This window comes from Verrucomicrobiales bacterium (assembly GCA_016793885.1).
In the GTDB taxonomy this organism is placed as follows: Bacteria; Verrucomicrobiota; Verrucomicrobiia; order Limisphaerales; family UBA11320; genus UBA11320.
Genome location: JAEUHE010000241.1, coordinates 14,200 through 40,235 on the forward strand (window position 1 = coordinate 14,200; position 26,036 = coordinate 40,235).

Below are 26,036 nucleotides of genomic sequence, written 5' to 3' on the forward strand. Positions count from 1 at the left end.
AACGTTCGCTCTTACCCATTTGCACTGAACTAGATGGGTTTTAGGAGTTTGCACCTCCGTGAAGTGGATGCAATCACAGACTGCATCCCTACCAATACTTCGCTTTGGAAGGCACGACCCAACGGATGCCGCCGCGCGGATCGGGAACATCGCCGACGTATCTGGGAATCACGTGGAAGTGGAGCTGGGGCATGGTCTGTCCGGCCGCAGGACCGTCGTTCAACCCAAAGTTTAAACCGTCTGGCTTCGGGCTCCGACGAGTGAGCGCTTCTTGCACCCAGGCGAACCAATCCAGTAGCCGGGCACGCTCCTCGGCACTCAGATCTGCGAAACGGGACACGGCTCGCCGAGGGATGATGAGGGTATGACCAGGAGAGACGGGATACTTGTCGAGGATCACCGCGAAGATATCGTCCGTCGCGAGAATGCGTTCGGGTTCGATGGAGCCGAAAACGGGTAAGACCAATGGACTCCCCAGGTGCGGGTCCTGGTCGTGCTTCGGATCATGGGTCATAGATACTTCGTGACCAGATGTTCGCTTCGCCAGCGTAAGCTTTCGAGCGCTGGATAGAATTTTGCCTCCTTGGGTGCAATCACTCTCTTTCCTTTCAAGGTGATCAGATCCCGCTGGCCTTCAATCCGATCATCCAAGCGCTTTCCGTTGATCTCCCAGATTCCCGCTCGATGCTGATCGTCGGGGCAGGGTGCGATCAAGTGGCGGTCCATGGCCCAATGATGATTCGGACAGAGGGCAATGCCATTGGTCGGCTTGTCGTTGAGACTCTCGCCGAAGGGAATCAGGTGGGCCGCTTCCACGAGTGACATGGTGTGATCCAGCAGAACTCGAATGCCACAGGCGGCGCAGCGATGATCGTAAATCTCCAAGACCGTCCGTCTAAAGGCCGCATCTCGGGCGGGTGTGGGAGGCAGCTTCTCCCTGAGGGCCAGGTTCGGCTCGTTGGAAGGCCCCTGCACCACAATCGCGGCGAGTTTCTCGCGACTCTCAGGAAAATACCGAGCGATCAGAGCCTCGCGGAGTTGATGACGCGATACGGGTGTTGCGGCGAGTGTCCAAAAGCCCTCTTCGAACCGGCCGTGGCTAACGCGCTGCCGCAGCTGAGCCACACTCGGCGAGCCGGAGGTTGCCCCTGGTTGATAAGGCTGTGGATGGCCCGGGAGAGGCACGAGCTTCCAGAAACCATCGCCGCTGAGGTGATAGAAGGGGTTCTGAATGGTTGGCTGGTCGTTGCTCCTTCTCACGACGGCGAAGTAGCGTTTGAACGTCTCGATAAGCTCCTCGCTCAGGCGCACCTCATTCTGCTGAATGATGCCTCGATCCAACAGATCGAGAATGCTGAGGATTAGGACCGGCTTGTGCGGTCGCTCGTGCGACCCTCTTTTGTCACGCCTCAGGTCGTAGAGTCGCTCCAGCCAGTATTCCCAGTTTTGATCGGGCTCAACCACCTGCGGACTCTTTCACATCCACCATCAGGATTGAAGTTCAATCGACGCGCAAACACCGTAACGCGAACGACAGTGATGATGGGCTCAAAAGCCGTATCGTGATAAGACAAGCGCTAGTCCAGTGAGTAGCCAAGCATCACTCACTCAGAGTCCAGCGTCAGTCCAGCGCGTAGTGCCCGATCATTCGAACAGCTGGACTTTCCCAAGGGCTTCCTGCTTTTGAGGAGGGAGAACTTAGCTTAAGCCCAGTGGATGCAGATAGCGGGTTGTGCTCGCTGCGGGTGCGGCTAGGTTGAAGCGGCTATGCATCGGATGTTAGAGCGCCACGGTTTTGCGAGTCATTCGCTGAACGATGGGAACGTGCTTTGGGTAGGAGCGCTGCCGGATCCGCTGCGGCTGTCGGCGACACAATTCGAAGCGCTGTGGAACCTCAAGCCTGATGCGAGCCAGACGGTGCTCATGTTTGGGCGGCCTCAGGAGATCCCACGCAAGCAGCAAGCCTACGGCGCGGACTATCGCTTCAGCGGACAGACGAGTGTGGCACTTCCAGTCCCAGAGCTTCTGCTTCCGTTCCTCACCTGGGCTAAGGAGACCACCGATGACCGCTTGAACGGACTGCTTCTTAATTGGTACGACGGCGCTCTGGGTCACTACATTGGCCAGCATCGAGATAGCCGATCGAATCTTATCAAGGGATCCCCCATCGTGACCATCAGCCATGGGGAGGAACGAAGCTTCCAACTGAAGCCCTGGAAAAGACCGGGCGTGACCCACCGATTCGCCTCACGCGACGGTACCGTCTTCGTGATGCCATTCCAAACCAACCTGGATTGGACCCACGGAGTCCCTGTTTCCCGCAGCCAAACGGGGCGACGAATCTCGGTGACACTCCGTGCATTCGTGATGAAGCAGGTCCCAGATCAAGTAGGCATCCGGGGGTCATCCACCTCATCCGGCCGTCGGTAATCCCAGGCTTCGGGGAACGGTCGGAGCCAATGCCAAATGGCTAGAAATGCCGCTTCGTCAAAATGGGCGCGCGCCATGAGGCCTGTAAAAAGCTTGGCACAGTCCAAGCTAAGCCGAATCGATACATGCCCCTCCGGACTACAGTCGCCGATCGAAGATCGAGAATTCTGATGGTCGAAGACGATTCTCTTCGCGGCGGGCTGGTAGTTGATGGGATACAGGAAGTGGGACATGGCGGCACTTGGGCTGCCGAGGGTGAACCGGGTTGGACTGTATTCCGTGAGAATTCGGACGATCCAATGATTCCTGCTTACTCCTTACCCAGTCTTTCAGGGGCAGAACTCACCCGGCGCGTGCGGGCCAGGGGCCCTCGGTGCTCGTCATACGCATGTCAGGTACTCTGCCTGGGGTTAGCTGCGAATTGCACAGTTTCGCTACCCTTCAAAAACCATACCGGCTGGAGTGCCGCCAAGAGCTCCTACAAAAAAATGCTCTGACGCTACCATCGCTCAATTTCTGACTTCGAGTGACTTTTCGTAATCAACATCGCGTTCCTGATGTGGCACTGGCATGCAAAAGCTACCTCCGATTAACTGTGCTGAATTAATGGAAGCCGTTCCAATCTTGGAACTATTGGAGGCCGATAAGTATTCGTGCGAGTCCTTGGGCGAAGCCCTCAATCGGCAGCTCACCCTTAGTAGCACTGCGGGTTCGGACCTGCGTGGCCGAGAACCAAATCAGTGGTGGCTGGTAAAATCCGAACTCTTTGCCCTCATTTGCACCCGCGCTTATGCCCACTCCGAGCTGTCACATACCTTGCAGAACAATCAGAATCTCTCGACTTGCGAACTCCTCTCGCTTCTGAGCCATGAGATTGCAAATCGGGCTGAGGTGAATGTGGATAGTATCACACCGTTGGTAGCGACAGCGCTCTATCAGATCGGAAAGGAAGGTCCGGAGGCATGGTGTAGCTCCCAAACCCGATAAGCAGGATTGCTCCCTTGGAATTGAAAATTAAGCCGACCTGTACCCATTAAAGCAATGATCTCAGAATCTGATGACATGGGTAATCAATGCGACGCAATTGTGAAGGCGATTATGCGCGCGGGAGTGCCAACTACCGACCAAATCGTCAGGAATCGAAGGCAAACATCCCAAAGGGCAAGGGAGTGTTTAGCAGTGTCCGCTGGTTTCCGAGGAAACGTGAATTCCCTACTCGTTCCACCGTCAGGGCTGGTGCAACCGGTGGAAGATGCCACCCGATGACGACGGAACGGGAAGCGTGATTAGCAAATTGGTGCCATTATCGAGAGGCACTGCGGATACACGGTTCCACAAGGATGAAATGAGCCCAGAGCTTTGTTCCAACTGAAAATCCTGCGCGTAGCGTGGCCAGGTGACGGTGAGCTCGGTTCCGACGACGAAGCTCGCAAGTCGAGGACTCACATCGAGGCTGAACAGAGTCCCGGTATTGTTCTCGGTGTTGAACGCGTTCCCATAGACCATCGAACCTGCCCAGAGCCAGTCCACGACCCGGTTGCTCGTATTCGAGATAAATGCTTTCACCACCCGGTAACCGGTGCCGTTCGTCGGCACCTGCACTATTCCCCCTGAGGAATCAGAGCCATACCATGCAGCTAAAAGCTGCGATCCAGTCCAGGTGAGGACCCCGGAAAAGGTGAATTCAGACGGCAGTTGGCTGATGATCTGGAAGCCCGATCCGTCAGTGTTGATTTTGTAAACGCTAGACTTGGAGAGGTGGTAATCGTAGCCCACTCCGTAAAGCGAATTGCCGACCAAAGTTAGACCGTTCACGGCTTCGTTAAAAACCGAGAACAGATTCGTGAAGGTGTAAAGGACTGAGAAGCCGGACCCATCGAGGCCGAGTTTGAACAACATTCCCCCATTGGGCTGGCCATAACCGCCAAAGGACGTGGTGCCAAACAACCTGTTCCCAATAATGGTCAATTCCGTCTGGGGTTGCGAGCCCTCGGTGGCAGGCTTGAACGAGTGAATATTCTGATAGCCGTTTCCATTCGTACTGATCCTAAATATCGTTCCACTGTCAGACGCGCCGCCGCCGGAGGTTGTGCCGTAGAGCATGCCTTCGGCGAGAACCATGCCGAATCTCGGTTGGTATCCGTCCCGAACCCTCCCATTCAGGCGTCGCAGCACGGAGAAATTGCTCCCACTGGTGTCGATCCGATAGAGAATGCCATCACCCCCGCGAAAATTGCTGAGATTGGTGCCACCACGCGTTGTTACCCCGTATATCGTGCCGCCGGAAACTACGACCCGCCCGACCGGCACTTCTCCTTCGCTACCGCCCGAGAAGGAGTGAACCACGGAGAAGTCGCTCCCGTTGGTGCTCATCTTGTAAATCGTTTCGCCGACGCCGTAGAGCGTGCCCTCGCTGAACGTCAATCCGCTCTCGATTCCGACTCCGTTGCCGCTCAGAAATCTCCGCAATGTCGCATAGGACTGGGCAGAAACCGAAACTGGAGCAAGGCTGCTGAGAAGGATCGTAAAAGACACGGCGCAGTTAAACCAAAGGTGGGAAATGGTTGTTCGCATTTTTAGGAGATATAGGGAGCCGGAGGAACTCGAGGATCACACATGGAAGGGCGGCTTCTCGACCAGTGCAGGCGTACCGAACGAAGGCTGGCCTTCACAGCTTGTTGAACGACATTGCTCGGAACGCCCCGGGCGATCGAACAGCTCGTGTCACTCCAGACCATCGAGGCAACGGCGGTGCTGCCCTGTTGCAGGTTCGCGTGGGGCTCTCTGTTGGCCCACAGGAGCGAAATCGTGGCGGCGCCCCGCGCGATGTTCTGCAGCGCAGAGGGCTCCTCGAACCCATACGGCAAATCTGGGTGCATCGCCCGTATGTCGGCCCACGTCCCACCGATGATGATCCACTTGTAGACCATTTCTGCAACCGACCAAGGGTGCCAGCCGCACTTGCGGGGCGTAGTGTGGGTGAAGCTGATCATGGCCGGGTTAACGCCAGGAGTGAAACCGGGCCTTTCGCGACGGACATAGGGCGAGGAAAAAGAACAGACTAAAAACGTCATACTTTAATCTGATGAGAATCGGGAACTGCGCCGGCACCGAGCTGGTGATCCGGCTCATAAGGCAGGAGTGTTAACATATTCGGGCAAAAACCCAGAATGTCAATTGATTCAACCGGTAGATTGCTTGCGGTCGCGCTCGCCGGGCATCGTCGGTTAATAGCCTAGGACCACGACGAGACCAAGAACTGCGGTGCAGATTGGCCTCCGACCGCTGGCAATTTGAAAGAACTGATCTTGAAGATGGCACGGGAGAATCGTTCGCCGGACTTACACCCCGCATCGAGGAAGCTTTGACCAACTCGAGACTTGAAGTTGGACGCGAGACGATTGCCAGAAGCCTCCGAGAGGCCGGCTTGCACCCAGCGCCAGTAGGCCCGAACGGAATGACGTGGAAGGAGTTCTTAAGAAGTTATTGAGATGTCATAGCCGCGACCGACTTCTTCACGGCCGAGCTGTGGACGCCGACGGGGTTGGTTCGTAATCACGTCCTTGCGATAAGCGGTTTCTCCGTTCGTTGAACATTATCATCAGGAACGAAACCACCAGGGGATCGACGACCAAATCATCCGGCCTGAGTTTGCGGAGTTTCCACAGACCCGCACTGTTCGTTCACGTCGGCGACTCGGCGGACGACTGCGTTATTATTACCGAGATGCCGCGTGAAAATCGCCTCGTTAGAAGCTGTGGACACTACGGGGAACTACCGCTCGATGGACATCGTCACACTACGGCTCGCCCCTGACGGCGCGGCCGGCGAGCTGCGGCGCATCACCGATGATCCCGGTCATGACAGTCACGTACAATACTCCCCGGATGGTGATTGGCTGGTATTTACGTCCGAATGCGCTGGCCAAGGCGATGAGTGGCCCCTCATTCCAAACGGCCCCCAGAGCTACGGTGAGATCTACGCATTGCGCCTCGCAGACCAATTTACTATTCGCTGAACTCACAACAAATGGGAAGAAGGGCCATCTTGTTGGGTTGGGCCGCCCGAGTGATTCATTGGAGCCGGGCCTGACGGAATTTGGCGCAGGCAAGAAACCGCGGCGCTCGGCCAGCCAAAAGAGTCGCCGAACTCGGCCCTCTCGCAAGAAAGCCCCACGGCCTGCCTGCTGATTCCTCAAATCCCTCGGCTTCGAAACCCCGGGTCAGCCCAATGCAGTTGGCTGGACGTTTCCAGTAGATCTGCAAACCGCCTTTTGGAATCGGGTCAGTCGTCTCTTTAGCGCTGTCGAAGCCTCAGTCGAAAGAACTTCATGCCTGAAGACAGATCAATGCCCACATACTGAAGATCATTCGCTACGATCGCTTCCGTCGTGATCACTGCCCATCCCGCGCTCAGATCTGAGCTGCCCTCAAGCGCATAAAGATCTTCGTAGGAATTTGGCCAAGCTAGGTAAATCTGACCGTCGACCAAAAACATCCGTAGCTCGGGTTGCGGTTGCGAAAGAACGACAATGTTCACAGAGGTGTTCGCGCTCAACCCGGCGTCGTTGGTCGCGGTCAGGGAAAGCGTGTGGTAGCCCTGGGTTAATCTGGTGGCAGGAAAATGAAGAACAGTCCCTTCTCCAAGCGGTCCATCCAAACTGGAAACCCAATGAATGTGGGTTGCCTTCGATGAGCCACCATTGCTGTCGTACGCTTCTGCCTCCAGAAAGACTTGTTCGTCGCTCTCAAAAATGGCGCCCTCTAGCGGACTACTCACGCTCAGTTCCGGGGGATGCGGCTTGATCGTAAATGGAGTGGCGGTTTGCGCGATCCCCGTATTGAAACCGTCACTCACCAAAACACGCATCAATCCTTTGGTCGTTGCGGTGAGGGTTTTGCTATCGACCTGGAGGCTGTCTGCTTCCGAATCCGTGTTCAGCGCCTGCCAAGTTGACCCGTTGTCGGCACTGTATTGAATGGTGTAGGTCAAGGCATCGCCATCCGGGTCGTTTCCGATCCATCGAATGCTCACAGGGCTTTGGTTAAACGATTCGCCTCCCTTGGGCGAGGTCAATACTACCGTGGGAGAGTGCGCACTTGAGGTTCCTGTGGCCATGAGATGGTTGCCATGCCAGAGCTCGACGGAGCGGAGTGCGACGCTGTGAGGGATCGGAATAATGAAATGCGCTCTCTGAGACGGATCATCAAACTCCGTAATGCTTTTTGGCAGGGAGAAGTTCACAGTCTGAAGAACTTTGTGCGCACTGTCGAATGCCAGCAGAGTAAACGAAGTGCCAGGCAAAGGACCTGGCAGTGGGACTTGTGGACGGACGGTGACGAACGGGAGAAATTCCGCAGTATCCGTACTGAAATCGACAGTGCCTCGTACCAGCAAAATCGGTCCTTCAACTACCCCCAGCGCGCTGGGTTGAATCGTCACAGGGCCGAAGGTGGAATGAACCGCGCTCAGCAGGTTCGTGTAGGTGAACGATGAAGGCCAGAAATCAAGAGGAGCAACGCTGCAGTACCCCATGAAGTCAAAGTATTTTGTTGGGTCCAATACTGGGTTGATCGCAGGGGCTTGTTTGAGCGCCAGCGTGTCCAGGCCGTAAATCAGCGCGTTGTCTCCTTGAGCAAGAGGCCCCAGTGCTGGGACTTGGGCGCCATTCAAAGTCTCAAACAAAGGATAAACGAAATTCAGATCTCCCGCTTCCCCGCATCGACCTCGTGCGTAGGTTCCTGTGGTGTCGCTCACGGTGCCAAAAAGCGATTGGCTCACGTCATGGTTACGCCCCAGGCAATGACCAATTTCGTGAGTATGCGTGTGACGTCCTATGGTAAATGGATTTGGCGGAAGGCAGCCTGAGGCAATGAAGCCCGGAATGCTTTCGGCTTCTCCCAAGATTCGATTTTGCAGCATCGCACCGTAGTACACTCGATTGCCGAGAGGTCGAGCCGTGTTGGTATCCGCGCTCGCGTCGAGGGTTCGCAATAACGCGAGCCTAGTGTTGACGTCGCCGGTCGAGGGGCGCCCTCGGGTTGGCCAGTCCAGTGCGCCGAGGGTCCAGTCCACCTCTGCCACGGGGTAGCAAGAGCGCAGTCGATGCGCTAGGTCTTTGAGCGTGGCCGTATTGACGGACTGAACGTTGCCCGAGGTGTTCGTCCAATTGACGGTGAAAAACTTCACCCGAGGCGTTTGAGGGTTGATGAAGTTTACGGTGACTGCGGAATCGGAAGGGACGACGTTGACTGGTATGAGGAGTCCGCCGTCGTTGGTCCAAACCAACTGGAGCCGGACGGTCCCGACGGACCATTCAGGGGGCAAACGAAAATTGAGGGTATTGGTCATCTGCCTACGAATGGGAGGGCTGGCCGCATTCGTTACATTGACTACAGTGAGCGAGCCTCCTCGGTTGATGGGAGTCAAAGGTGAGCCTGGCAATGGACCGCTTGAGCTACTCCCGTACAGTTTCGCTCCCGATACTGTTGCGGGACCTGCGTTGGTCCTGGGCAGTTGCAGATGGGCGCGCATGTACGTTTCCTTCCCTGTGATGAGTGGGATGGTTTGATTCCAATCTTGAATCACCTGTGTCACTTCTAAAGCCGCGACTTCCACGATCGGAGAGCTGAGCGTGTAGATGCCGGTGATGTGACTCGGAAGAGCGACCATAAACCGGCCATCTGCAGAAGCTGCGACACCCAACCATCCCACCGGATGCCCACCCAAGGTCGGAGCGTTGTTGATCGAAAGCCATATCAACCCACCATCGGTTGAAGTGTACAGTTGCCCTTGGAATGCTGATCCGCCGGCAACGAGTCGCTTCCCGTCCGCGGAAGAAGCCACGGTATTCCACTCCTCCTGCGGGGCGGCCGATTGCAGTATCCAGGAAACTCCTCCATCGGTGCTCGTGTAGAGTTGGCTGGGGAATGCGGCAATAGCCACCAATCTCAGCCCATCTGCCGAGGAGGCGATGCCTGTAAATCCTCCTGCAGCGACATTGCATTTAGTCCAGCTTGTTCCAGAATCACTCGAGGTATAAATGCGAAAGCTCTGTTCGCCGATGTCCTCCGTTCCGATGGCCGCCAATCGCTTGCCATCGGCGGACGAAGTGACCGCCTTCCAATAATTCTTCGCTACAGGATCAGCGGGCGCATGCCAGCTGGCACCGGAATCGTGTGAAAGGTAGATTCCCGAAGGATAGGGTCCGCTGCTTTCCGGGTATTTGACGGCAACCAGGTGGGTTCCGTTCGCGGAACTTGCCAAGGCAGCCGTGAATGGAGCCGATCGTTTCCAAGTCCCTCCTGAATCAGCGGAAATAAAAATCCCTCCGGAGCCATTATTTGCATCGCCCCCGCTGGCTACCAATTTGGCTCCATCCGCAGAACTGGCTACTGAAGTCCAATAGAGAAGTGGAGCGCTGGTCACCCTCCAAGTTTGAGCGGAGTTGGTGGATACGCAGATCGGGCCGCCACTCAAATTGCCCCCCGTTACCGCGACTAGTTTCGTCCCATCTGCAGAGATGGCCACCGCTGTAAAACGCCAGGCACTTCCATCAGGATCCGACACCTGATCTTCTTCGGCTGGCACTTCATGCAAGGTCCAATCCGCAGCCGCTGTATCGCCTACGCACATCGCGCGCGCTAGGAGCCCAAGAACTATGCCGAGGAGAGGGTGTCTTCTCGTGGGCTTTCTCGGTGGAGATGTCCGGAGTCCTGACACGGAAGGTCGAAACTCCAAGCTCTTCTTTGGAGTCCTCCAACCTCCCGTTGCGTTTACACCCCAAAAAAGGGTGGAAGATACAGACCGCACGAACCCCTCAACGACAGATTCTGACTTGAACATAACGCCTCTGAAACTTGACCGAATGATTCCAGTACGAGCATGGACTATCCTGGATTTCTCGCTGCAATGCAATCCTCGCTTTTAGCGGCGATGGATCCGGGGCGTACCCGGGAGCAGTTGTCGAAGGAAGGGGGAAATCCTCCCGTATTGTCCGAAAACTCGAACGAACCGAATCGGGAGGGGTCATTAGTCATTGCAAACACCTGCGTCCCACCGCTGGCGCGCGGGTTTGAAAATCGGGCGGAGGCGGGCGGCGGATGGTTTCGTGAAAACCCACCCGACCTCCCGCCTCCGCGTGCATCATCCCGTCCGCAGGGCCGCGTTCACTCGCTGTCTGCTCCCGGCCCATCGCCCACTCGCGTTACTTGCGTACCACCACGTTGATGATGGTATCCCCCGCTCCACCCCATTTGCGGATCTCGACTGCGCCATACTTGGGCAGTGCACGGTCCGTCTTGAAGAGGTAAATGTCCCCCTGTTCATAGGGCGGCGTCTCAGTGACAGCCGGTCCGAAAAATCCCCACTCGAACCCGAAGGCGAATGCACCGGGGTTGTCCACGGTTGCATCCGTAAGCATGCCGGGAGTCCAGGTGGACAACCGAAACAGGGTGTCGCGGAGATGATCCTCATAGTCCAGGAACGGGGATTCCGACGTGGCGCGCAGGTATCCCCACAGAAGCATGTCCGCGTTCGCGGTCGCAGCTGGTCCGGTGTTGTTGAGGAAGGCCGTGCTGTTGACGGCCCCGGTGATGGTACTGAAGACTTCCCGCAGGTGGTGGTTGTTGTCCGTCTCAATGGTCCCGCCCGACCAGCGTATACTCCAGCGGGTGGTCTGTGCATAGTCGGTCCTCGAAACCGTCACCGTGGGAGTTGGCGGGAGGGGGGGCGGCTGGATGACGATGCCCCCGACTCTCTGCGCATGAACATGGACAACCCCCAGCAGCAGCAGGACGGCCAGGATGTTCTGCCGGATGCTGCGACCCAGCGCGACGTGATTAAGAATGGATGTGTTCATATCGATCTCCGTGATTTGTGTCTGATGCGTGCCGGCCGGATCCAGTCTGTGGAACAGTTGCTAGACTGCTTACAGCCTCACACCTTATTCATTAAGCACCGAGAGCGGCGTGTGACATGAAAAGCGTCAAGTGCTTGAGGAGACGTCCTCGTAATGTTCGAAAGTTCGAACGAACCGAATCAGTTGAAATGAAGGTATTGTGAGAGGTGTGGAGACACTTCGGCTTATTTCTGGAAAGGCAGCAAGGCCTCTGCAAATGCCTTGCCCATCTGGGCAAAGATCTTCGCACTGCCAAAATAGTGGTAACCGCCATTGGAAGCGCCTTTGAGAGCCTCCCTGTCTTTGGGCGAAAGGACTTCCTCTAAGGCGAGGTCGAGCTTCTGCTGGTCTGCTTGGGTGATACCCTCAATCCGCAGATCAATCGCCGCATAACGCTCCGGAGACTTCACGGAATATTGGTCATTGGCATAGGCCGCCAACACATTCTTCCCCTTCTTCAGATGTTTGATCTGTTGTTGTTTGAGGACAATGGAACCGTAACGTGGAGAGTCCTGCCACCAGATGTAGGTGTGGATCTTGTGTCCGTTCAAATAGACATGGAACCCTTGTCTGGCCAGAATCGCGATGCGATACGAATCGAAGTTGAGGTCTTCCACCTCAAACGTTGTGCGCATCAGCAGGAATTCGCCTTCTCCCCAGGTGGAGGGGAATTTGTCCAAGGTGACTCCGCTGTGTTTCCAGATGCCCTTTCCGATGGGAGCCTTGCCCTCGGACCATTTGCTGTCATCGAAGTCGGGCATGTACCATTTCTCCATCCCGGCCGGCAGCGTGATGTCACGGAATCGTCTTTCGGTGTATTTCTCCAACGTGTCCTTCTTTTCGGTGGCATCCACCGTAGCGAAACGCCAGTTGCGTTCGTCTGGCAGAGGTTTGCCAACCGGTTTCCAGTAATTCTCCCATTTCCATTCCCGGTCGAAGGATCCGTCTTTCTTCAATCGGTGAGCCGTGCCGACGATCTTGTTATACTCGTCCTGCTTGGGTTCTGCGGCGGCGATGGCATGATCCCAGAAGGGAGCGGTCTCAACGGCAACGACATTACCCTTGAACTCAGGCATGTCGGCCGGTGCGGCCATGGCCTTGCGGAAAATCAGATTGTCGCTCTCACCGCCGACTCCCAGCACGCCGATCACGAATGGCATCTTGGGGGCTGATAAGTCTTTGCGAACATCGCGAATGAACTTGGCCAGCAGGTCTGAATACACATCGAATCGGCCAGGTTTGTCGGGACCGGGATAGGTGGTTCCATCGACCAGGTCGTTAAAACCCTGAAGCCAGACAAAACCGGCCAGTTCGTATCCCTCCGTGGGATCGTAGGCGGGGCAGACCCGCTTGGGATCGGCCAGTACCTTTCTCACATGGTCGATCATCATTCGGTAAAACACCCCCGAGGCGGCGTCCTTTTTCTCCTGCCACTCCTTCCGGTCCTCGGCTTTGGGAATCCCGTGGGCGCCCTGGGGATGCTTATCCCACTCCTCCTGAATCTGTTTGGGCAGTTTGTATGGCCCGGCACTGGGCGGACGGAATTCGGTGTTGAGTGATCTGCCGCCCCAGGCGGTCTTGATAATCAGAATGGGCTCCTTCAGCTCCTTCTCCATATACATTCCGAAGGTGAACTCAGGACCGATCTTGCCGCCATCCTTGGTGGGTTGATCGCCACGTTCGCCAAAGCCGGCGGTCAATTTTCCCAGCCCCTCGCCATTTGCGCTGCCATCGTAAGGCCCGGTCAAATAGGACATCCAGACTCTGTCACATACCCGTGGGGTTCCATCGGGATTGCGCATCTCCTTGAGAAGGGGCGCGGTCAGCGGATCCTTGCCGATATAGTCAAACGTGCTGACTGCTGCATGTCCCTCCATGTTGGACTGGCCGGCGAGGATGAAGACCTTTAGCTTTTTCGACTGCGCACCGGCGTCGAACTGCAGGAGCGATAAGGTGGAAACGACGAGGATCAGGAATCTCTTCATAGCTGGTTTGGCGGCGATTAGTTCCCGGATCATTGCTTGCCCATGCAGAAAATGGCAGCGAAAATATCTCATCAGGGTGACCAAAACCAAGCGCTTCACCGACGCTCAGCGAATCCCATAAGGTCAACAGACGCGAAGGAGCGATCACCGAGGAGTTTACCTCAGAAGGGAGAAGTTGCTTGCGGATGAGTTGTTTGCACTCGATCTCGCCACGGGAGCAGCGCGCCAGTTGCCCCCCCAGAACTCGATTTACTGGAACTGGGAGTTCCAGAGCTGGCTGACCCGGTGGACCGGGGGCACGCCCACCTTGGCGAAGCCCCATTTCGACCTAGAAGGGAAGTAGGCTCCTTCACCCCCCCCAGCGGCCAAACATGTGAAAGTGTCCGCTCTTCAAGTCTTGCGCGTGCTCGAGGACCATGAGGCGCTGTGGAGGAAGAGGAAACCACTGTCCCTCCATCGATGGAGCTGTCACGGGCGACGAGGAAGTATGTTCGTAACATCCACGAGTCATGTTTGGACAACATGATCATGTTTCGAGAATAGTCCTTGCGAGAAGCAACGTCTCGCTTCGCTAAACAGTATCACCAAGAAAGAAACCACCAGGGACTGGAGAAAAGAGGAGTTCCCGAAGGATCCCTGCATCGCCGGATTTCACTTGCAGAAGCGGTTAAAGCCAGATTGAATGCATACTGAAATTACCCGGCATTACATTGCGGGTAAGTTCCTTAGCAAATTGGCTGGACTACTCCCTATGTCGGTCATCCTAGCAAAAATCTCCAACCTGCAATGAACTCAGCGCTGAAGGAAATGTCCCTAAGTCACGCACCTTTCAAGAGACAATTCCGTATCAGTCTCTTTGCTGTTGTGGCCTTCTCGATTGGTGCTGTCGCGGCTACGCTGGTTCAGCCCCCAAGCTACAATCAGATAACGGATTTCCGATCGTGCGAGGAGCCATTGGTCCCTGTGGGAGTCGGTGTCGGAGCTGGGGAAGACTTAGAGCTGAGCCTGTTATTGGGTGGGTGGAAATCTCAGGCTGTGACCAATCGTGTTTCCGGGCTGCTAGGCTACATTGAAAGGCATCCCCGCTCGAAATGGAACCCTTCACTTTTGTGCAATCTTGGATTCGAGCTTTACCGGTCCGGACGTTATTCCCGGGCTTTGGTGGCGTGGGAACAGGCGTGGGAACTATCCAAAGGTCAAATCGACTCGACTGGCCGATCTGTGGCTGATCGCGCCGGGGCAGAGCTGGCGCTGCTCTCAGCGAAGTTAGGGCGCATGAAGCGGTTGGAAACTTTGCTCCCTGAACTGGAAAGCCGATCGATTCTCAGCAGTGCCCGAGAAAAAATTGTGGCGGCGCGCGAAGGGCTGACATCGATGCAGAATGAACCCGGCATTTCTTTTCGCTGCGGTCCCCTAGCCCTCGACCGAATTCTGGCTTCGCAAGATCCGAATCTTGCAGGGGGGCAAACGATCATGGAATCACGTTCCACCACGAACGGATTTTCCCTGACCCAACTACGCACCCTCTCGGCCGAGCTAAAGCTTCGTTACCAGATCGCTTTTAAGTCACCCGGGGCACCTCTTGTGGTTCCCGCCGTGATTCATTGGAAGGCGGGTCACTACGCGGCCATTATTCGGCGGGAAGGTTCCACTTATGTAGTGCAGGACCCAACATTCCGGACTGATGTCCGACTGACCACGGAAGCCCTGGAGGAGGAGGGCAGCGGCTACTTTCTTATTCCGTCCGGACCCTTGCATACCGGATGGCGCGAGGTCCAATCGGCAGAGGGATCGTCCATTTGGGGAAAGGGAATAACCGGTGGCATTGACGGTGGTGCCACTACGGGAGGCGACCTGCGCGACGGTGGAGGCTGCGGCACTTCTGGAACGAGTGCGTCACCTATGGGAATGGCCTCCCCATCGGGCCATTTGCTTGCAGTCAGCCTCAATCTTCGCGATGTGCCATTGGGCTATCAACCGCCCGTCGGCCCTGCCGTGCAATTTCTCGCCACCTACAATCAACGTGAATCGGGGCAGCCATCGATCTTCAATTTCAGCAACTTGGGACCGCGGTGGTCCTTCAATTGGCTGGGCTACCTATATGGAAACTTTGATGGGGGCTCGGTGGAATACCATACAGAAGAAGGCGGAGTCCTTATCTATTCCAAAGCCTTGCCCAATAGCCCGTTCACTCACGGGCCCGAACCAAAGACCCAAACCGTCTTGCGCCAAATCAGCAAGCAACGAGTCGAACTCGATTATCCCGATGGGACGCGAAAAGTATTTGCCAGAGAGGCGGGCGAAGAGACAGACCCCAGACATACGACAACGGGACCGAGGCTGCTTGCAGCCAGCGTCTCGCCTACAACAGGCCCGGCCAGCCGGCTTTTCCTTACTGAACTTTTTGATCCGACCGGCAACAAGCTTGCGATCACCTATGATCCCAGTGACCGCGTGGTTGCCATCACTGATGCGATTGGCCAGATCACAAGGGTGGGCTACACAAATCTGGCCCATCCTTTTCTCATAACGCGAGTGCAAGATCCCTTTGGACGAAGCGCCCATTTCTCCTACGACGAGCAAGGACGCTTGACCAACATTACCGATGTCATCGGTTTAAACTCCCAATTCACCTACGAGACGACCAATAACGCCCCAGCTGGAGCCATGTTGGATCCGGCATTCATCCGCAACCTCACCACCCCATACGGCAACTGGACTTTTTCCCGTGACAACGGCAAGACAGCAGAACGTTGGTTGCTTTTAACAGATCCACAAGGTGAAACTGAAAAGATTCTTTATTCTCAGTCCACCGCTCTCGGCGTGCCGGTTGGCGAATTGCCTGCCCTTGTTCCGAAAGGCATGTACGCCGCCAACAACTATCTCTACGCCCGCAACACCTACTATTGGGATAAGAAGGCGTACGCGGAAGGGCCCAACGTGGCCACCAAGGCGACGATTTATCACTGGCTGCACAGCCAGGATCTAACATCCGCGGTCGGTATCATAGAGAGTTTTAAGCGGCCACTGGAGAGCCGCATCTGGTTCAACTATCCCGGTCAACCCGCTACCTATTACGGAACATTGTCCATGGGTAATTCAAGCCGCCCGACTCGTGTTGGCCGCGTTTTGGATGACGGAACCACGCAGCTTTACCAGTTCGGCTACAACGCGCTTGGACGGATTACGCACTCCACGGATCCCGTGGGCCGCCAGACGACGTTCCGCTACGCCTCAAACCTGGTGGATTTGCTGGAGATTCGCCAGAGCGTTGGCAATACCAACGAACTTTTGAGCTCTGTCATTTACAGCACCAATCATCTTCCTGTCGTGATTCGCGATGCCGCCGGACAATCCACGACCAATACCTTCAACTCACGCGGCCAACTTTTGGCCACCCAAAATCCGCGGGGCGAAATCACGACATTCCGGTATGCCACCAACGCTTACTTGCTGGCGATCGATGGGCCATTGCCGGGCACGAATGATACGATCCGGCTGGCCTACGATACCTTCGGCCGAGTGCGCACGGCAACGGATGTAGATGGGTACCTGTTGACCTACGGCTATGATCTGTTCAATCGTGTGACCAACGTCACCTACCCGGATGGCACGTTTGCGGCGTTCACGTTTGATCGTTTGGATCGGGTTTTGAGCCGCGACCGGCAGGGTCGCGAGAGCCGTTTTGAGTACAACGCCATTCGTCAGTTGGTGCAAAGTGTTGATCCGGCACTCAGGACAAACCGCTTTGATTATTGCGATTGTGGCTCGCTCACGGCATTGACCGATGCCATGGGGAGGATGACCCGGTGGCACTATGATGTTCAGGGCCGCGTCACTGCAAAAGAATACGTCGACGGATCAAAGATTCAGTACACGTATGAGTCCTCAACCAGCCGGCTGAAATCCATTTGCGATGAGAAGGGCCAGTTCAAGATGTTCGAATACAACGTGGACAACACGCTGCGTCGCAAATCCTATCCCAACGCCCAGATCGCCACCGCCGCCGTCCTGTTCACTTATGATCCGGCCTATAAGCGGGTCAAAACCATGGAGGATGGCATTGGCCTAACGACCTACGATTACCATCCATCCGGCGCGGTGGGTGCACTGCAAACGGCAGCGGTGGACGGCCCGTGGGAGAATGATACGGTCACCTATGCCTACGACATTTTAGGCCGGGTGTTGACCCGCGCCATTGATGGCCTGCCGCAAACGGTTGCTTACGACACCGCAGGGCGCGTCACCAACGTAGTGAACGTTCTCGGGTCCTTTGCTTACACTTATGAGGGTGCTACCGCGAGGCCCCTCGACGTGCTCTACCCGAATGGGCAGAGGTCGGAGTATCGTTACTTCAATAATCTGGGCGACCGGCGGTTGCAAAAGATCCACCATTTTCAACCGAACGGACAAACCTTGGCGCGCTTCGATTACACGTACGAACCCGCAGGAAATATCGCGACGTGGCAGCAGCAACTTTTGAACGAAGTCCCGCGCGTCTGGACTATCGGTTACGACGCGGCGGACCAACTCAGCAGCGTGAATGTCACTCGAGACGGGAATACTGTCGAGAAATGGGGATGGGGCTATGACCCGGCCGGCAACCGGCTATTTGAGGAACGGGGTGAGACTCGGCGCGAGTTTCAGTATAACGCACTTAACGAACTGATGACTTCCGCCGAGACCAACTCGGTCGACTCGGCGTTCGAGTGGGATGCGGAACATCGCTTGACCGCTATCCAACGGGGAACCAATCGAACGGAATTTGCCTTTGACGGGTTGGGCCGTAGGGTGCGAATTGCTGAATTCGCCGGGATGACCCAGATCAGTGGAAAAGATCTTTTGTGGTGCGGTTTGGAGTTATGCGAAGAACGACCTACCGGGGATTTAAGTTTCCGCCATTATTTTTCCCAAGGGGAGCAAACGTTAGAAGGTAATTTCTATGAGGTTGCGGACCATCTGCAATCAAGAGTGGGAATTTCCGACCCCACGGGGTCGATGCTAGGTACCTACCGGTATGATCCCTTCGGCGCTAAGGTTGAAACCGTGGGCATCTTTTCGGGAAAAAGAGGATTCACGTCGCATTTTTCGGACGGTGGTTCCGGCCAAGTGTTGGCGCCTCTCCGGGTCTATGACCCCACGACGGCTCGGTGGAATAGCCGAGATCCTCTCCAAGAAACAGAAGGGCAAAATCTCTATTCCTATGTCAGAAACAATCCAATCAAATTGACTGATCGCACTGGCTTGGCGGGCGAACGAAGTAACCCAGTCGACACATGGATCATAGAGACCTTATCTCCTCTGCCGATAATTGATGGACCCAATGCTAGCATTTCCATGTACGAAGTAGCTAGAGACGGGGCGATATTGGGAATTGTTCGCTATGCTGTGCCAACAATAATCGCTGGTGCGATTTCTGGGGTTGGTGTGGTGCCGCTGATTGTCATGGTATCGCCGATTATTATTCCAGCAGCAACAATTGGCGCCGGCGTGGCGATAGTCGGCACTGGATTGTTTTACGCGACCGCTTCAACTGCTTCTTACTTCATCGAAGCCGGTCAACCGCAGTCTCCCTACACGCAACCTCCGGGATCGTCGGGGTCGCTTGCCTCAAGTGGCACATCTGATGGGACTGGCACTAGTAATTGCAAAAATCCACTTTACAGATCACCCCTTCAGGACATTTTAGATGGCCCTTTTTGGAATCCCACTTCTCCAAATGGAAATCACATCGGATCTCCCGGTTTGCGTCCTGGTCCATTGACAGCTCCACCAGCAGGCGGGCCATTATTTATTCCATTCTAAAACACCCCGCTTAAACATGTTGTTGAATCGTTTGGTTTCGTCACTGGTTGCAGGAATGAGTTTCCTCTCATCTGAGGGCTTAGCGGCGAATAATTTCGTGTTCGACTCATCGGGAAATCAAGTGTTGCGCCGACAAACAAGCGCTCTAGTTTCCCCCTTCGTGGATTCCCAAAAGCGCGTCGTGAACGTGGTATCCAACAGCCAAACGATACTGAGCATCGTGGCTGGCGGGCTTACTGGCTCGCTCACTTATCAATGGCTGTTCAACGGGAACCCGCTGGCCAATCAAACCAACAGCACGTTGACCCTGTCCGGAGTTCAAGCAACGCAACTGGGGAGCTATCGGACCATCCTTACCGGGAGCGGTGGTGCAGTGACTAGCGCGGTCATTAATGTCTATTTTGACACGGACAGAGACGCGCTGGGTGACGATTGGGAGTCGAACCATTTCGGCAATTTGGCCCAAGCTGGCTGGCAGGATTTCGACAATGACGGGGTTACCAACTTGGAGGAATTTGAGGAAGGCACCTCGCCCAACAATCCGGCATCGCTTTCCCCTCGGCTGCACCTAGCGGCGAGGCGTGGCTCAGTCGTCGCTTCCCCACTGCGCCCGCGTTATACGCTCGGCGAGCAAGTCACGCTCACAGCCGTTCCTGATGTCGGCCAAAGTTTCATTGGCTGGTTCGGCAGCACCAACGGCACTGCGAATCCGTTGACCCTGACGATGAACGCCACCAAGTCACTACAGGCCGTGTTCGGGATCCCCTTGGGCGAAGCCACCGATGCACCACAGGTCACCTGGATCACCGGAGGCGACGCAGGCTGGTTTGGACAATCCACGACGACCCATGATCAAGCGGACGCCGCGCGCTCCGGAGCGATCGGACATAACCAGCAAACCTGGCTGCAAGCGATCGTAACCAACACCGCTCCCGTCCAATTGTCCTTCTGGGTGCTTTGGTCCACCTCCGGTTCTGACTATTGGGACTTTTTTATCAACAGCACCCGGAAAATGAGAGAATCCTCCCCGTTCAATGCGGGTCAAAAATTCTTCTGGTATTTGCCGCCAGGCACGAACGTGCTGACATGGGTGTTTGCCAAGGGCGTCAATGACACAACGTTCGGCACGGGAGTTGAAGACGCGATTTTTCTGGATGAGGTTGTTCTCGAGCCTCTGCCCGGCATTTCACTGGTGGAATCCGAACTCAACGTCGTTGAGGGAAACGTCGGGCAAACCTCAATTTCACTGACGGTGACAATTAATCCTCCACCCGTGGTGCAGACGACCGTGAATTATGCTACGCTGACAGGATCCGCCCAAGCGGGAAATGACTACACGGCCGCGATCAGTTCCCTCATCTTTGCCCCGGGCGAGAGGACGAAGCCAATCCCCATTGCGGTGCTGGGCGATCGTGTCATTGAGCCGAATGAGTATTTGTTCCTGCGATTGACCGGTGCAAGTTCGGGGGCTCTTGTCCGCACTCAGGCCGTGATCAATATCCTTAATGATGATGGGTTGCCGGGGCAGGTTCGCTACTTTGATCTGAGTTTGGCGGATCCAGTCCAGACAATCGGCCAGCCATTCCTTGCAACCATCACGGCCCGTGATGCGAGCGGTAATCCAGCGTATGACTTCAATGGCACCGTTTCACTACGGGCGGTTGTGCGGCCACCTGCAGCATTTGCCGAGGATTTTGAAGAGGGTGTGTTGGATGGCTGGGTGCCGGGCGCGCTGAGTTATGCCGCTCGCCGGATTACCAATTCAATCGCCGCGCAAGGCACGAACAGCCTGGTGTTGATCGGCGGCTTCAACAATGACGCCAGCCGGGGACTCCGCCAGGCAGTGTCGCCCACGCCAATACCTCGCATGGATTTCTTTGTCTTGGGCACCGCCACCAACCAAGCTGGAGGGAGTGTCTATCTGGCGGACAGCAATAACATCGTTTCCTTTTTCACCCTGGGAAATCTCGGAAATCTGGGAATGTTTGAAAGGACCAATGAATACCTGAAGCCCTACCAGAAGTCCGAATGGAACAAGGTTTCGATTTTTTACGACTGGACCAACAAGACGACCTCTTTCGCCGTGAATGATCAGATGGCCTACCTACACTTCCCGTTTTATACAAACAGCGTCAGTAAGGTTACGGATATCTATCTGTTTAATGTGCAGAGCACCGAGGCCTATTGGGACGACATCACGCTCAGCGGGACGAATGCCCCCAGCCACCATACCATTTTCCCAACAAGCACGGGACCTTTCTCCGCCGGATTGTGGACTGGTGAGATTGGATTCGCCGGGGCTGCGGGTGATTTAGAATTGTGGGCGAATGACGAGGATGGGCATTTCGGATATGTGCCCGTCAAATTGATCCGTCAACGTCCCCAATTTGTTGCCGCGAACGTGGTTGGCGGCAATTTTCAATTTCAACTTCAAGGCACCACCAACGACCTTATCACCGTCCAGTATTCTACCAATCTTGAGACTTGGCTCGATTCGGTTGACGTCTGGTTGACCAATGGAATCTTCACGGGAACTAGCGCCATGCCGACTGGGGAACCAGTGCGATTTTACCGCGCCAGATTGCACGAGCCGTAGGCTCATCAGATTTCATTTTAGGAGAATGCTTCAATCGAACCGCTCCAACAATAACTCTGCCGTGCCCGGCGGGCAGGTATCCATCAGCCTGACTCGTTCCCTTTGGAATAAACTCAAGGTCTGTTTTCGTCTGTAGTGCAATGGTCTCCTGCGGGAAGGGGCCGTAAGCGGTGATGTGACGACCCCCTGGCGGGTCAGCAGATTTGGGTTAGGCTTCTTGGTTCTCTCCGCATTGCAGCAGGTCTACGCCGCTCGGCTGACGTTTATCGCGCGAGCCTCTTTCCACTTGATCGGCGTCAGTTCGCCTACGGTATGATTCGTGGTCGATGGAAGCCGAGTGAGCACGTCCTTCAGGTATTCATACGGCTCGATAGCGTGGATTCGGCAGTTAGCGATTAGAGTGTAGATCACCGCATTGCGCTGGCCCGCCTCTTCGGATCCGAAGAACATCCAGTTCCTTTTTCCGATTGCTGTCGGCCTGATTTTGTTCTCGATGAGGTTGTTTGTCCACTCGACCTCCCCGTGGTCGATGATCCGACCCAGCGCAGGCCACTGGTTCAACGCATATCGAATGGCTTCCCCCATCTTGCTCTTGGGCAGATACCGGGGCTGCAATCGAATCAGGGCGCGATGGAGCCGGTCGACTACCAGCCGGTGGCAGGATGCTCGTTTGACTTCGCGCATCACCGCTCCGGCACGGTTCTCGCGGAGCTCGGCTTCCCATTGGTATAGCCAGCCCATCTGATTGAGGATCCATCCGACTTGTCGGGGCGCTTGCTTCTGAGCTTCAAAGAAGCCCCTCCTCGCGTGAGCCCAACAGCCAAAGAGGTCGGTCCCCGACCTGCTTTTGACGAACGCTGGATACGCACCGTAACCGTCGCACTGGATCTTCCCCTTGAAGTCAGGCCCTAGCAGGGAGTCCAAGCACTTGGCTGCCCGGCTCGCATGCCACTCGAAAATCACACATCTTCCGGGGACATGCCCCGTCCACAGATAACCTTGGCTACATTCACCATTTCCGGGATCCAGATATTTGATTGGCGTCTCATCCAGCTGCACGTAAGGACTGACTTGGAAGTCGGCTTTGATACACCTGACGATGGCTTCCAGGAGTGTTGATCCTTGCTTCATCCACAACACCATCTGCTGACGAGCGATGAAGACCCCATGTCGTTCCCAGAAAATCGATTGCTGACGGTAGAACGGCAGATGATCCGAAAACTTGCTCACCAAGAGATAGGCCAGGAGTCCGGGAGCCGCCATCCCGCTGGCACGTTCTGGAGCTGGTGCCACCACCGGCGGCATTGCTCGGTCGGCCACTCGCACATACTTGGGCCGAACGATCTCCAGCCAAAAGAACTTGCCAGGTTGGTAGTCGAGTTGACGGCTAACCTCCTGGCCGATCTCTTTCCATTTCTCGGGTTCGGCTTGCACGTCCTTAGGCTCGATGACGTTCTTCACTACTTCCAAGTTGTCCGGCGTACGAACCCGAGTGGAACTGTTACGCTCGCTGCGCCGAGGGGATGGAGTCGCTGGCTTGGCAGGCACGGGAACCGACACCTCGGTTTTATCCAAGCCACTTAAGAGCAGTTCCAACTGGGCGCTGCTCAACTGTTCGCTCTTTTTGCCAAAGTAGCGACGTGCCAGGGCATCGAGCTTTTGTCGTAGCAGCGAGATCTCCAATCTGGACTCTTTGAGTGCCTCTTGCAGTTGCGCGATCGTCTGCGAGGAGGCTTGCTGCAACTCATTCAGCTGCTGCTGCAGCTGAGTCATTTGATGTTGCAGTGAGGCGAAGTTCATCGGAGTCGATGGTCTGACGACGCCGATGAAAACTCGTTCAAACTTTGTGAATAATTTGTGCGCTCGTGCAGAGTGCTCTCACTTCGCGCCCTCGTACCAAGCACGACGGCCCGCATCCTTGAGTTCCACGCCGTCGAGTAAGAGTTGGAGCGCTTGCGGGGCGAGCTGAAGTTTACTCCCCGATTCGGTAGCACTCTGGGGCCAGCGGTAAGTTCCTTCCTCGAGACGCTTCATTAGGATGCACACACCAGTTCCGTCGAAATACAGAATCTTGATCCTATTCCGACGGCGGTTGCCAAAGACAAAGAGAGCGCCACTCTTCGGATCCTCTCCCAGCTGTTGCTGAGCTGCGGCCCACAGACCGGTAAAACTGGCGCGCAAGTCGCACGGTGCGGTGGCCAGGAACACTTTCAGGTGAGAGTGAAAGCTTAGCATGGGCTCTGGAGGCAACGCAGGAGGCGGGCTGCCAGTTCAATTTGGTCTACCGAGGTGAGACGCACTCGAGCGAGAGCGCCGACTTCCACAGTGAGGGAGGTCGGTTCACTGGGGGCGAGCTCAACCTGCGCGAAGGCGATAGGCTGTTTCCTCTGGGCCGATCGATGTCGCCAGGCCGCGAAGGTGGTGTAATTGAGCCCATGCTTGCGGACGAAGGCGGCTGCGGATAAACCGCTGGAATCGAACTTAGCCAGTAGGCGAGCCCTGCGAGCAGCCTTGGCTGCCCGGCGCCGAAGACGGACGGAACTTTGAGGTGATTTCATGCGACGCCTCCATACCAGCTCGCGCCGCTATCCGCCAGGGGGTCGACAAATCACCGCTTACAAGGGGCCGCCAAGCTCGAATCCATTCCAACAGACCCCATCGGCCACTTCTGGCAAACAACACGTGCCGACTGCGACCCAAGCATTCGACTCGGTCGGAGCGCTGCTCGATTCGATTGACCTCGCTTCGTTATCCCAACCAGACTTGCCTGACCTGCAAGCGCAGCGATTCATTCGCGAGTTTAACCTCAAACCCGCAAACAGAAATTGGCGTTACGTCTCAGCGCTTTATGCATTTGAAGGTGCAAGGGAAGAAGGCGCGGCTAGTGCGTCTCACCTCTGCAGTCCAAATTCAACTGGCAGCACACCTCCTGCGTTGCCTCCAGAGCCCATGCGAAGCTTTCACTCTCACCTGAAAACGCACCGAATCGATTGTTATTGTGGGTAGCGCCGAAGGTTAGCCGTTAAAGGCGAGGCCGTGGGCCGGAAGGGACTTCTGCGGTTCGCCAGCATCGTTAGCCCAGAAACTCTGCTTGCCTGGCATCGTCGTCTCGATGAGTGGATCCCCCGTCAAAGGCCGTCCCAGACGCGTTGGCTCTCCCTCAACCCAAGAGGGCCAGGATCACTTTGCACCGCTCGCTTTCAGAATATTCTTCCGGTTTGAGAATGCGGTCCTGAAAGTGCATCCAAGTCTTGGTTTCGAGGTCAAAATATTGAGCGGCTCCTTTTCCCAGGAACAGCTTATAGTCCAATTTAGGATAACCCGCGGCGACATAGCCAGGGTAGTAGAATTCATAACCGCGGAGCTTCAAGTGGTCCACGGTCAGCAGGATCAAATATTTGCCCAGACTGTACCGCTTGTAAGCAGGATCGAAGAAATGAAGGATGGACGCTGCGGAACGCTCTCCCAGGTCGAAGTAACCCCCTGCAATCAGCTTATCCTCATCAAAAATTGAAATGCATTGCGTCCCGAACAGGTTCCGGCGGCCGGACTTTTCATTCCACAGGCAATCCTCAATGCTTGGGGGCCCGAAGAAATCAATCGAATCCCAGTAGCGGCTGTAGAGTTCCTCATGATCCAGGCGGATGCTCACGAAGTTTTCGATGCTGACTTTGAAAGATCGGGTTCGTTTTCTGATCCTTCTATGTGAGCCTCCATCTCGCAATTCCAGGAGGGGAAAGCGCAACCAGTGGAGTCGATGCACCCCCTGAGCGTTGTCAGCGATCATGTGGGTGGCCGTAAAAATGGTCTGGTTTATCCGGTACCACCCCAGAGCCAGGTACCGATCCAGCTCTGAACCGGAAAGGGAGTCGGGGGTCAAAGCTTTGTGATAGGCGAGCAAGCGGTCGATTTATTAGCGGAACCACCGAGCGGTCAGAAAGCAAATTCCTACCGGATGGATTGGGTCGAAAGCGGAACTACCTACACGGGAGGGGCCCCATCCTGCGTATGGAGTTCCTCCTTCAGGAGGTGGGATGCCCAAAGTCACGACGGTGCCGCCTCCGCTTGAAAGCGGAACTACGTACGTGGGAGCGAGGCTCTCGGCGTATGGAGTTCCTCCTTTAGCCCAATCCATGCAGTCGTTCAGCACGCGTTTGCTTGATCTTTTTGCGAAATCCTTCGTTGTTCGTCGCTTACGTATTTCGCTCAATACGCTCGCTCCTCACGCCTCGGTTTTCGCAAAAACCTACTACGCAACCGCATGCCGCCCTACTGCATGGATTGGGCTTTAGGAGGTGCGGTGCTCAGAGTCACGACCGTG

16 protein-coding genes and 1 pseudogene are annotated in these 26,036 nt (G+C 55.7%); 5 read left to right on the forward strand and 12 right to left on the reverse strand.

Translation table 11 applies throughout. From position 1 onward, the window contains the following. Positions 1 to 88: 88 nt before the first annotated feature. Entirely contained in the window at positions 89 to 514 is a 426-nt protein-coding gene (locus JNN07_26880) for an HIT family protein (protein ID MBL9171387.1), read from the reverse strand. Further along, positions 511 to 1,464: an HNH endonuclease gene (locus JNN07_26885; protein ID MBL9171388.1), complete on the reverse strand. Its 954-nt coding sequence runs from the start codon at positions 1,462 to 1,464 to the stop codon at positions 511 to 513. Before JNN07_26885 ends, JNN07_26880 begins: the two co-directional genes overlap by 4 nt. Before the next feature lie 303 nt (positions 1,465 to 1,767). On the opposite strand from JNN07_26885, the gene JNN07_26890 reads away from it, so the two are divergent. Then, complete coding sequence (locus JNN07_26890; GenBank protein ID MBL9171389.1) at positions 1,768 to 2,430, forward strand: alpha-ketoglutarate-dependent dioxygenase AlkB; 663 nt, start codon at positions 1,768 to 1,770, stop codon at positions 2,428 to 2,430. Here JNN07_26890 and JNN07_26895 read toward each other — a convergent pair. Next, complete coding sequence (locus tag JNN07_26895; GenBank protein ID MBL9171390.1) at positions 2,385 to 2,663, reverse strand: hypothetical protein; 279 nt, start codon at positions 2,661 to 2,663, stop codon at positions 2,385 to 2,387. The two genes, JNN07_26890 and JNN07_26895, sit on opposite strands and share 46 nt — an antisense overlap. A 373-nt stretch (positions 2,664 to 3,036) precedes the next feature. Here JNN07_26895 and JNN07_26900 point away from each other — a divergent pair, with 373 nt between their 5' ends. Then, on the forward strand, positions 3,037 to 3,417 hold the full coding sequence (locus tag JNN07_26900) for a hypothetical protein (GenBank protein MBL9171391.1): 381 nt from the start codon (positions 3,037 to 3,039) through the stop codon (positions 3,415 to 3,417). 240 nt (positions 3,418 to 3,657) lie between these two features. On the opposite strand, the gene JNN07_26905 is transcribed toward JNN07_26900, so the two are convergent. After that, positions 3,658 to 5,004 carry a hypothetical protein gene (locus JNN07_26905; GenBank protein ID MBL9171392.1) on the reverse strand — a complete coding sequence of 449 codons (1,347 nt, stop codon included), beginning with the start codon at positions 5,002 to 5,004 and terminating at the stop codon, positions 3,658 to 3,660. Positions 5,005 to 5,006: 2 nt separating this feature from the next. Then, a complete protein-coding gene (locus tag JNN07_26910; GenBank protein ID MBL9171393.1) occupies positions 5,007 to 5,423 on the reverse strand; it encodes a hypothetical protein in 417 nt (138 codons plus the stop codon). A gap of 791 nt (positions 5,424 to 6,214) precedes the next feature. Between JNN07_26910 and JNN07_26915 the strand changes: the two genes are divergently transcribed. Next, complete coding sequence (locus tag JNN07_26915; GenBank protein ID MBL9171394.1) at positions 6,215 to 6,448, forward strand: PD40 domain-containing protein; 234 nt, start codon at positions 6,215 to 6,217, stop codon at positions 6,446 to 6,448. 278 nt (positions 6,449 to 6,726) lie between these two features. Here JNN07_26915 and JNN07_26920 read toward each other — a convergent pair whose 3' ends face one another. The 3 genes and pseudogenes from JNN07_26920 to JNN07_26930 all read right to left on the reverse strand — a co-directional run bounded on the left by JNN07_26920 (position 6,727) and on the right by JNN07_26930 (position 13,314). Continuing rightward, positions 6,727 to 10,065, reverse strand: coding sequence for a hypothetical protein (locus JNN07_26920; GenBank protein MBL9171395.1), 3,339 nt, complete (start codon positions 10,063 to 10,065; stop codon positions 6,727 to 6,729). Positions 10,066 to 10,636: 571 nt separating this feature from the next. Then, positions 10,637 to 11,290 (reverse strand): hypothetical protein, encoded by a 654-nt coding sequence (locus JNN07_26925; GenBank protein MBL9171396.1) that lies wholly within the window; start codon positions 11,288 to 11,290, stop codon positions 10,637 to 10,639. A 1,064-nt stretch (positions 11,291 to 12,354) separates the two neighbouring features. Further along, positions 12,355 to 13,314 (reverse strand): annotated as a pseudogene (locus tag JNN07_26930) (hypothetical protein). Positions 13,315 to 15,216: 1,902 nt separating this feature from the next. On the opposite strand from JNN07_26930, the gene JNN07_26935 reads away from it, so the two are divergent. Continuing rightward, positions 15,217 to 19,119 (forward strand): RHS repeat-associated core domain-containing protein, encoded by a 3,903-nt coding sequence (locus JNN07_26935; protein ID MBL9171397.1) that lies wholly within the window; start codon positions 15,217 to 15,219, stop codon positions 19,117 to 19,119. Positions 19,120 to 19,300: 181 nt separating this feature from the next. Then, entirely contained in the window at positions 19,301 to 21,715 is a 2,415-nt protein-coding gene (locus JNN07_26940; protein ID MBL9171398.1) for a hypothetical protein, read from the forward strand. A 243-nt stretch (positions 21,716 to 21,958) separates the two neighbouring features. Here JNN07_26940 and JNN07_26945 read toward each other — a convergent pair whose 3' ends face one another. From JNN07_26945 to JNN07_26960, 4 genes are all read right to left on the reverse strand, one after another. Continuing rightward, positions 21,959 to 23,515, reverse strand: a complete 1,557-nt coding sequence (locus tag JNN07_26945) for an IS66 family transposase (protein MBL9171399.1) — start codon at positions 23,513 to 23,515, stop codon at positions 21,959 to 21,961. A 78-nt stretch (positions 23,516 to 23,593) separates the two neighbouring features. Continuing rightward, positions 23,594 to 23,950 (reverse strand): IS66 family insertion sequence element accessory protein TnpB, encoded by a 357-nt coding sequence (gene tnpB, locus JNN07_26950; GenBank protein ID MBL9171400.1) that lies wholly within the window; start codon positions 23,948 to 23,950, stop codon positions 23,594 to 23,596. After that, a complete protein-coding gene (locus JNN07_26955) occupies positions 23,944 to 24,273 on the reverse strand; it encodes a hypothetical protein (GenBank protein ID MBL9171401.1) in 330 nt (109 codons plus the stop codon). The genes tnpB and JNN07_26955 overlap by 7 nt, the downstream gene beginning before the upstream one ends. Positions 24,274 to 24,875: 602 nt before the next feature. Further along, on the reverse strand, positions 24,876 to 25,616 hold the full coding sequence (locus JNN07_26960; protein MBL9171402.1) for a hypothetical protein: 741 nt from the start codon (positions 25,614 to 25,616) through the stop codon (positions 24,876 to 24,878). Positions 25,617 to 26,036: the final 420 nt, after the last annotated feature.

Bases quoted from the DNA above. Each gene is read 5' to 3' on its own strand.
- JNN07_26910 (MBL9171393.1), bottom strand. From the start codon at position 5,423: ATGATCAGCTTCACCCACACTACGCCCCGCAAGTGCGGCTGGCACCCT.
- tnpB (MBL9171400.1), bottom strand. From the start codon at position 23,950: ATGCTAAGCTTTCACTCTCACCTGAAAGTGTTCCTGGCCACCGCACCG.
- JNN07_26880 (MBL9171387.1), bottom strand. From the start codon at position 514: ATGACCCATGATCCGAAGCACGACCAGGACCCGCACCTGGGGAGTCCA.
- JNN07_26955 (MBL9171401.1), bottom strand. From the start codon at position 24,273: ATGAAATCACCTCAAAGTTCCGTCCGTCTTCGGCGCCGGGCAGCCAAG.
- JNN07_26925 (MBL9171396.1), bottom strand. From the start codon at position 11,290: ATGAACACATCCATTCTTAATCACGTCGCGCTGGGTCGCAGCATCCGG.
- JNN07_26900 (MBL9171391.1), top strand. From the start codon at position 3,037: ATGGAAGCCGTTCCAATCTTGGAACTATTGGAGGCCGATAAGTATTCG.
- JNN07_26915 (MBL9171394.1), top strand. From the start codon at position 6,215: ATGGACATCGTCACACTACGGCTCGCCCCTGACGGCGCGGCCGGCGAG.
- JNN07_26945 (MBL9171399.1), bottom strand. From the start codon at position 23,515: ATGAACTTCGCCTCACTGCAACATCAAATGACTCAGCTGCAGCAGCAG.
- JNN07_26920 (MBL9171395.1), bottom strand. From the start codon at position 10,065: ATGTGCGTAGGCGATACAGCGGCTGCGGATTGGACCTTGCATGAAGTG.
- JNN07_26890 (MBL9171389.1), top strand. From the start codon at position 1,768: ATGCATCGGATGTTAGAGCGCCACGGTTTTGCGAGTCATTCGCTGAAC.
- JNN07_26895 (MBL9171390.1), bottom strand. From the start codon at position 2,663: ATGTCCCACTTCCTGTATCCCATCAACTACCAGCCCGCCGCGAAGAGA.
- JNN07_26935 (MBL9171397.1), top strand. From the start codon at position 15,217: ATGGGAATGGCCTCCCCATCGGGCCATTTGCTTGCAGTCAGCCTCAAT.
- JNN07_26905 (MBL9171392.1), bottom strand. From the start codon at position 5,004: ATGCGAACAACCATTTCCCACCTTTGGTTTAACTGCGCCGTGTCTTTT.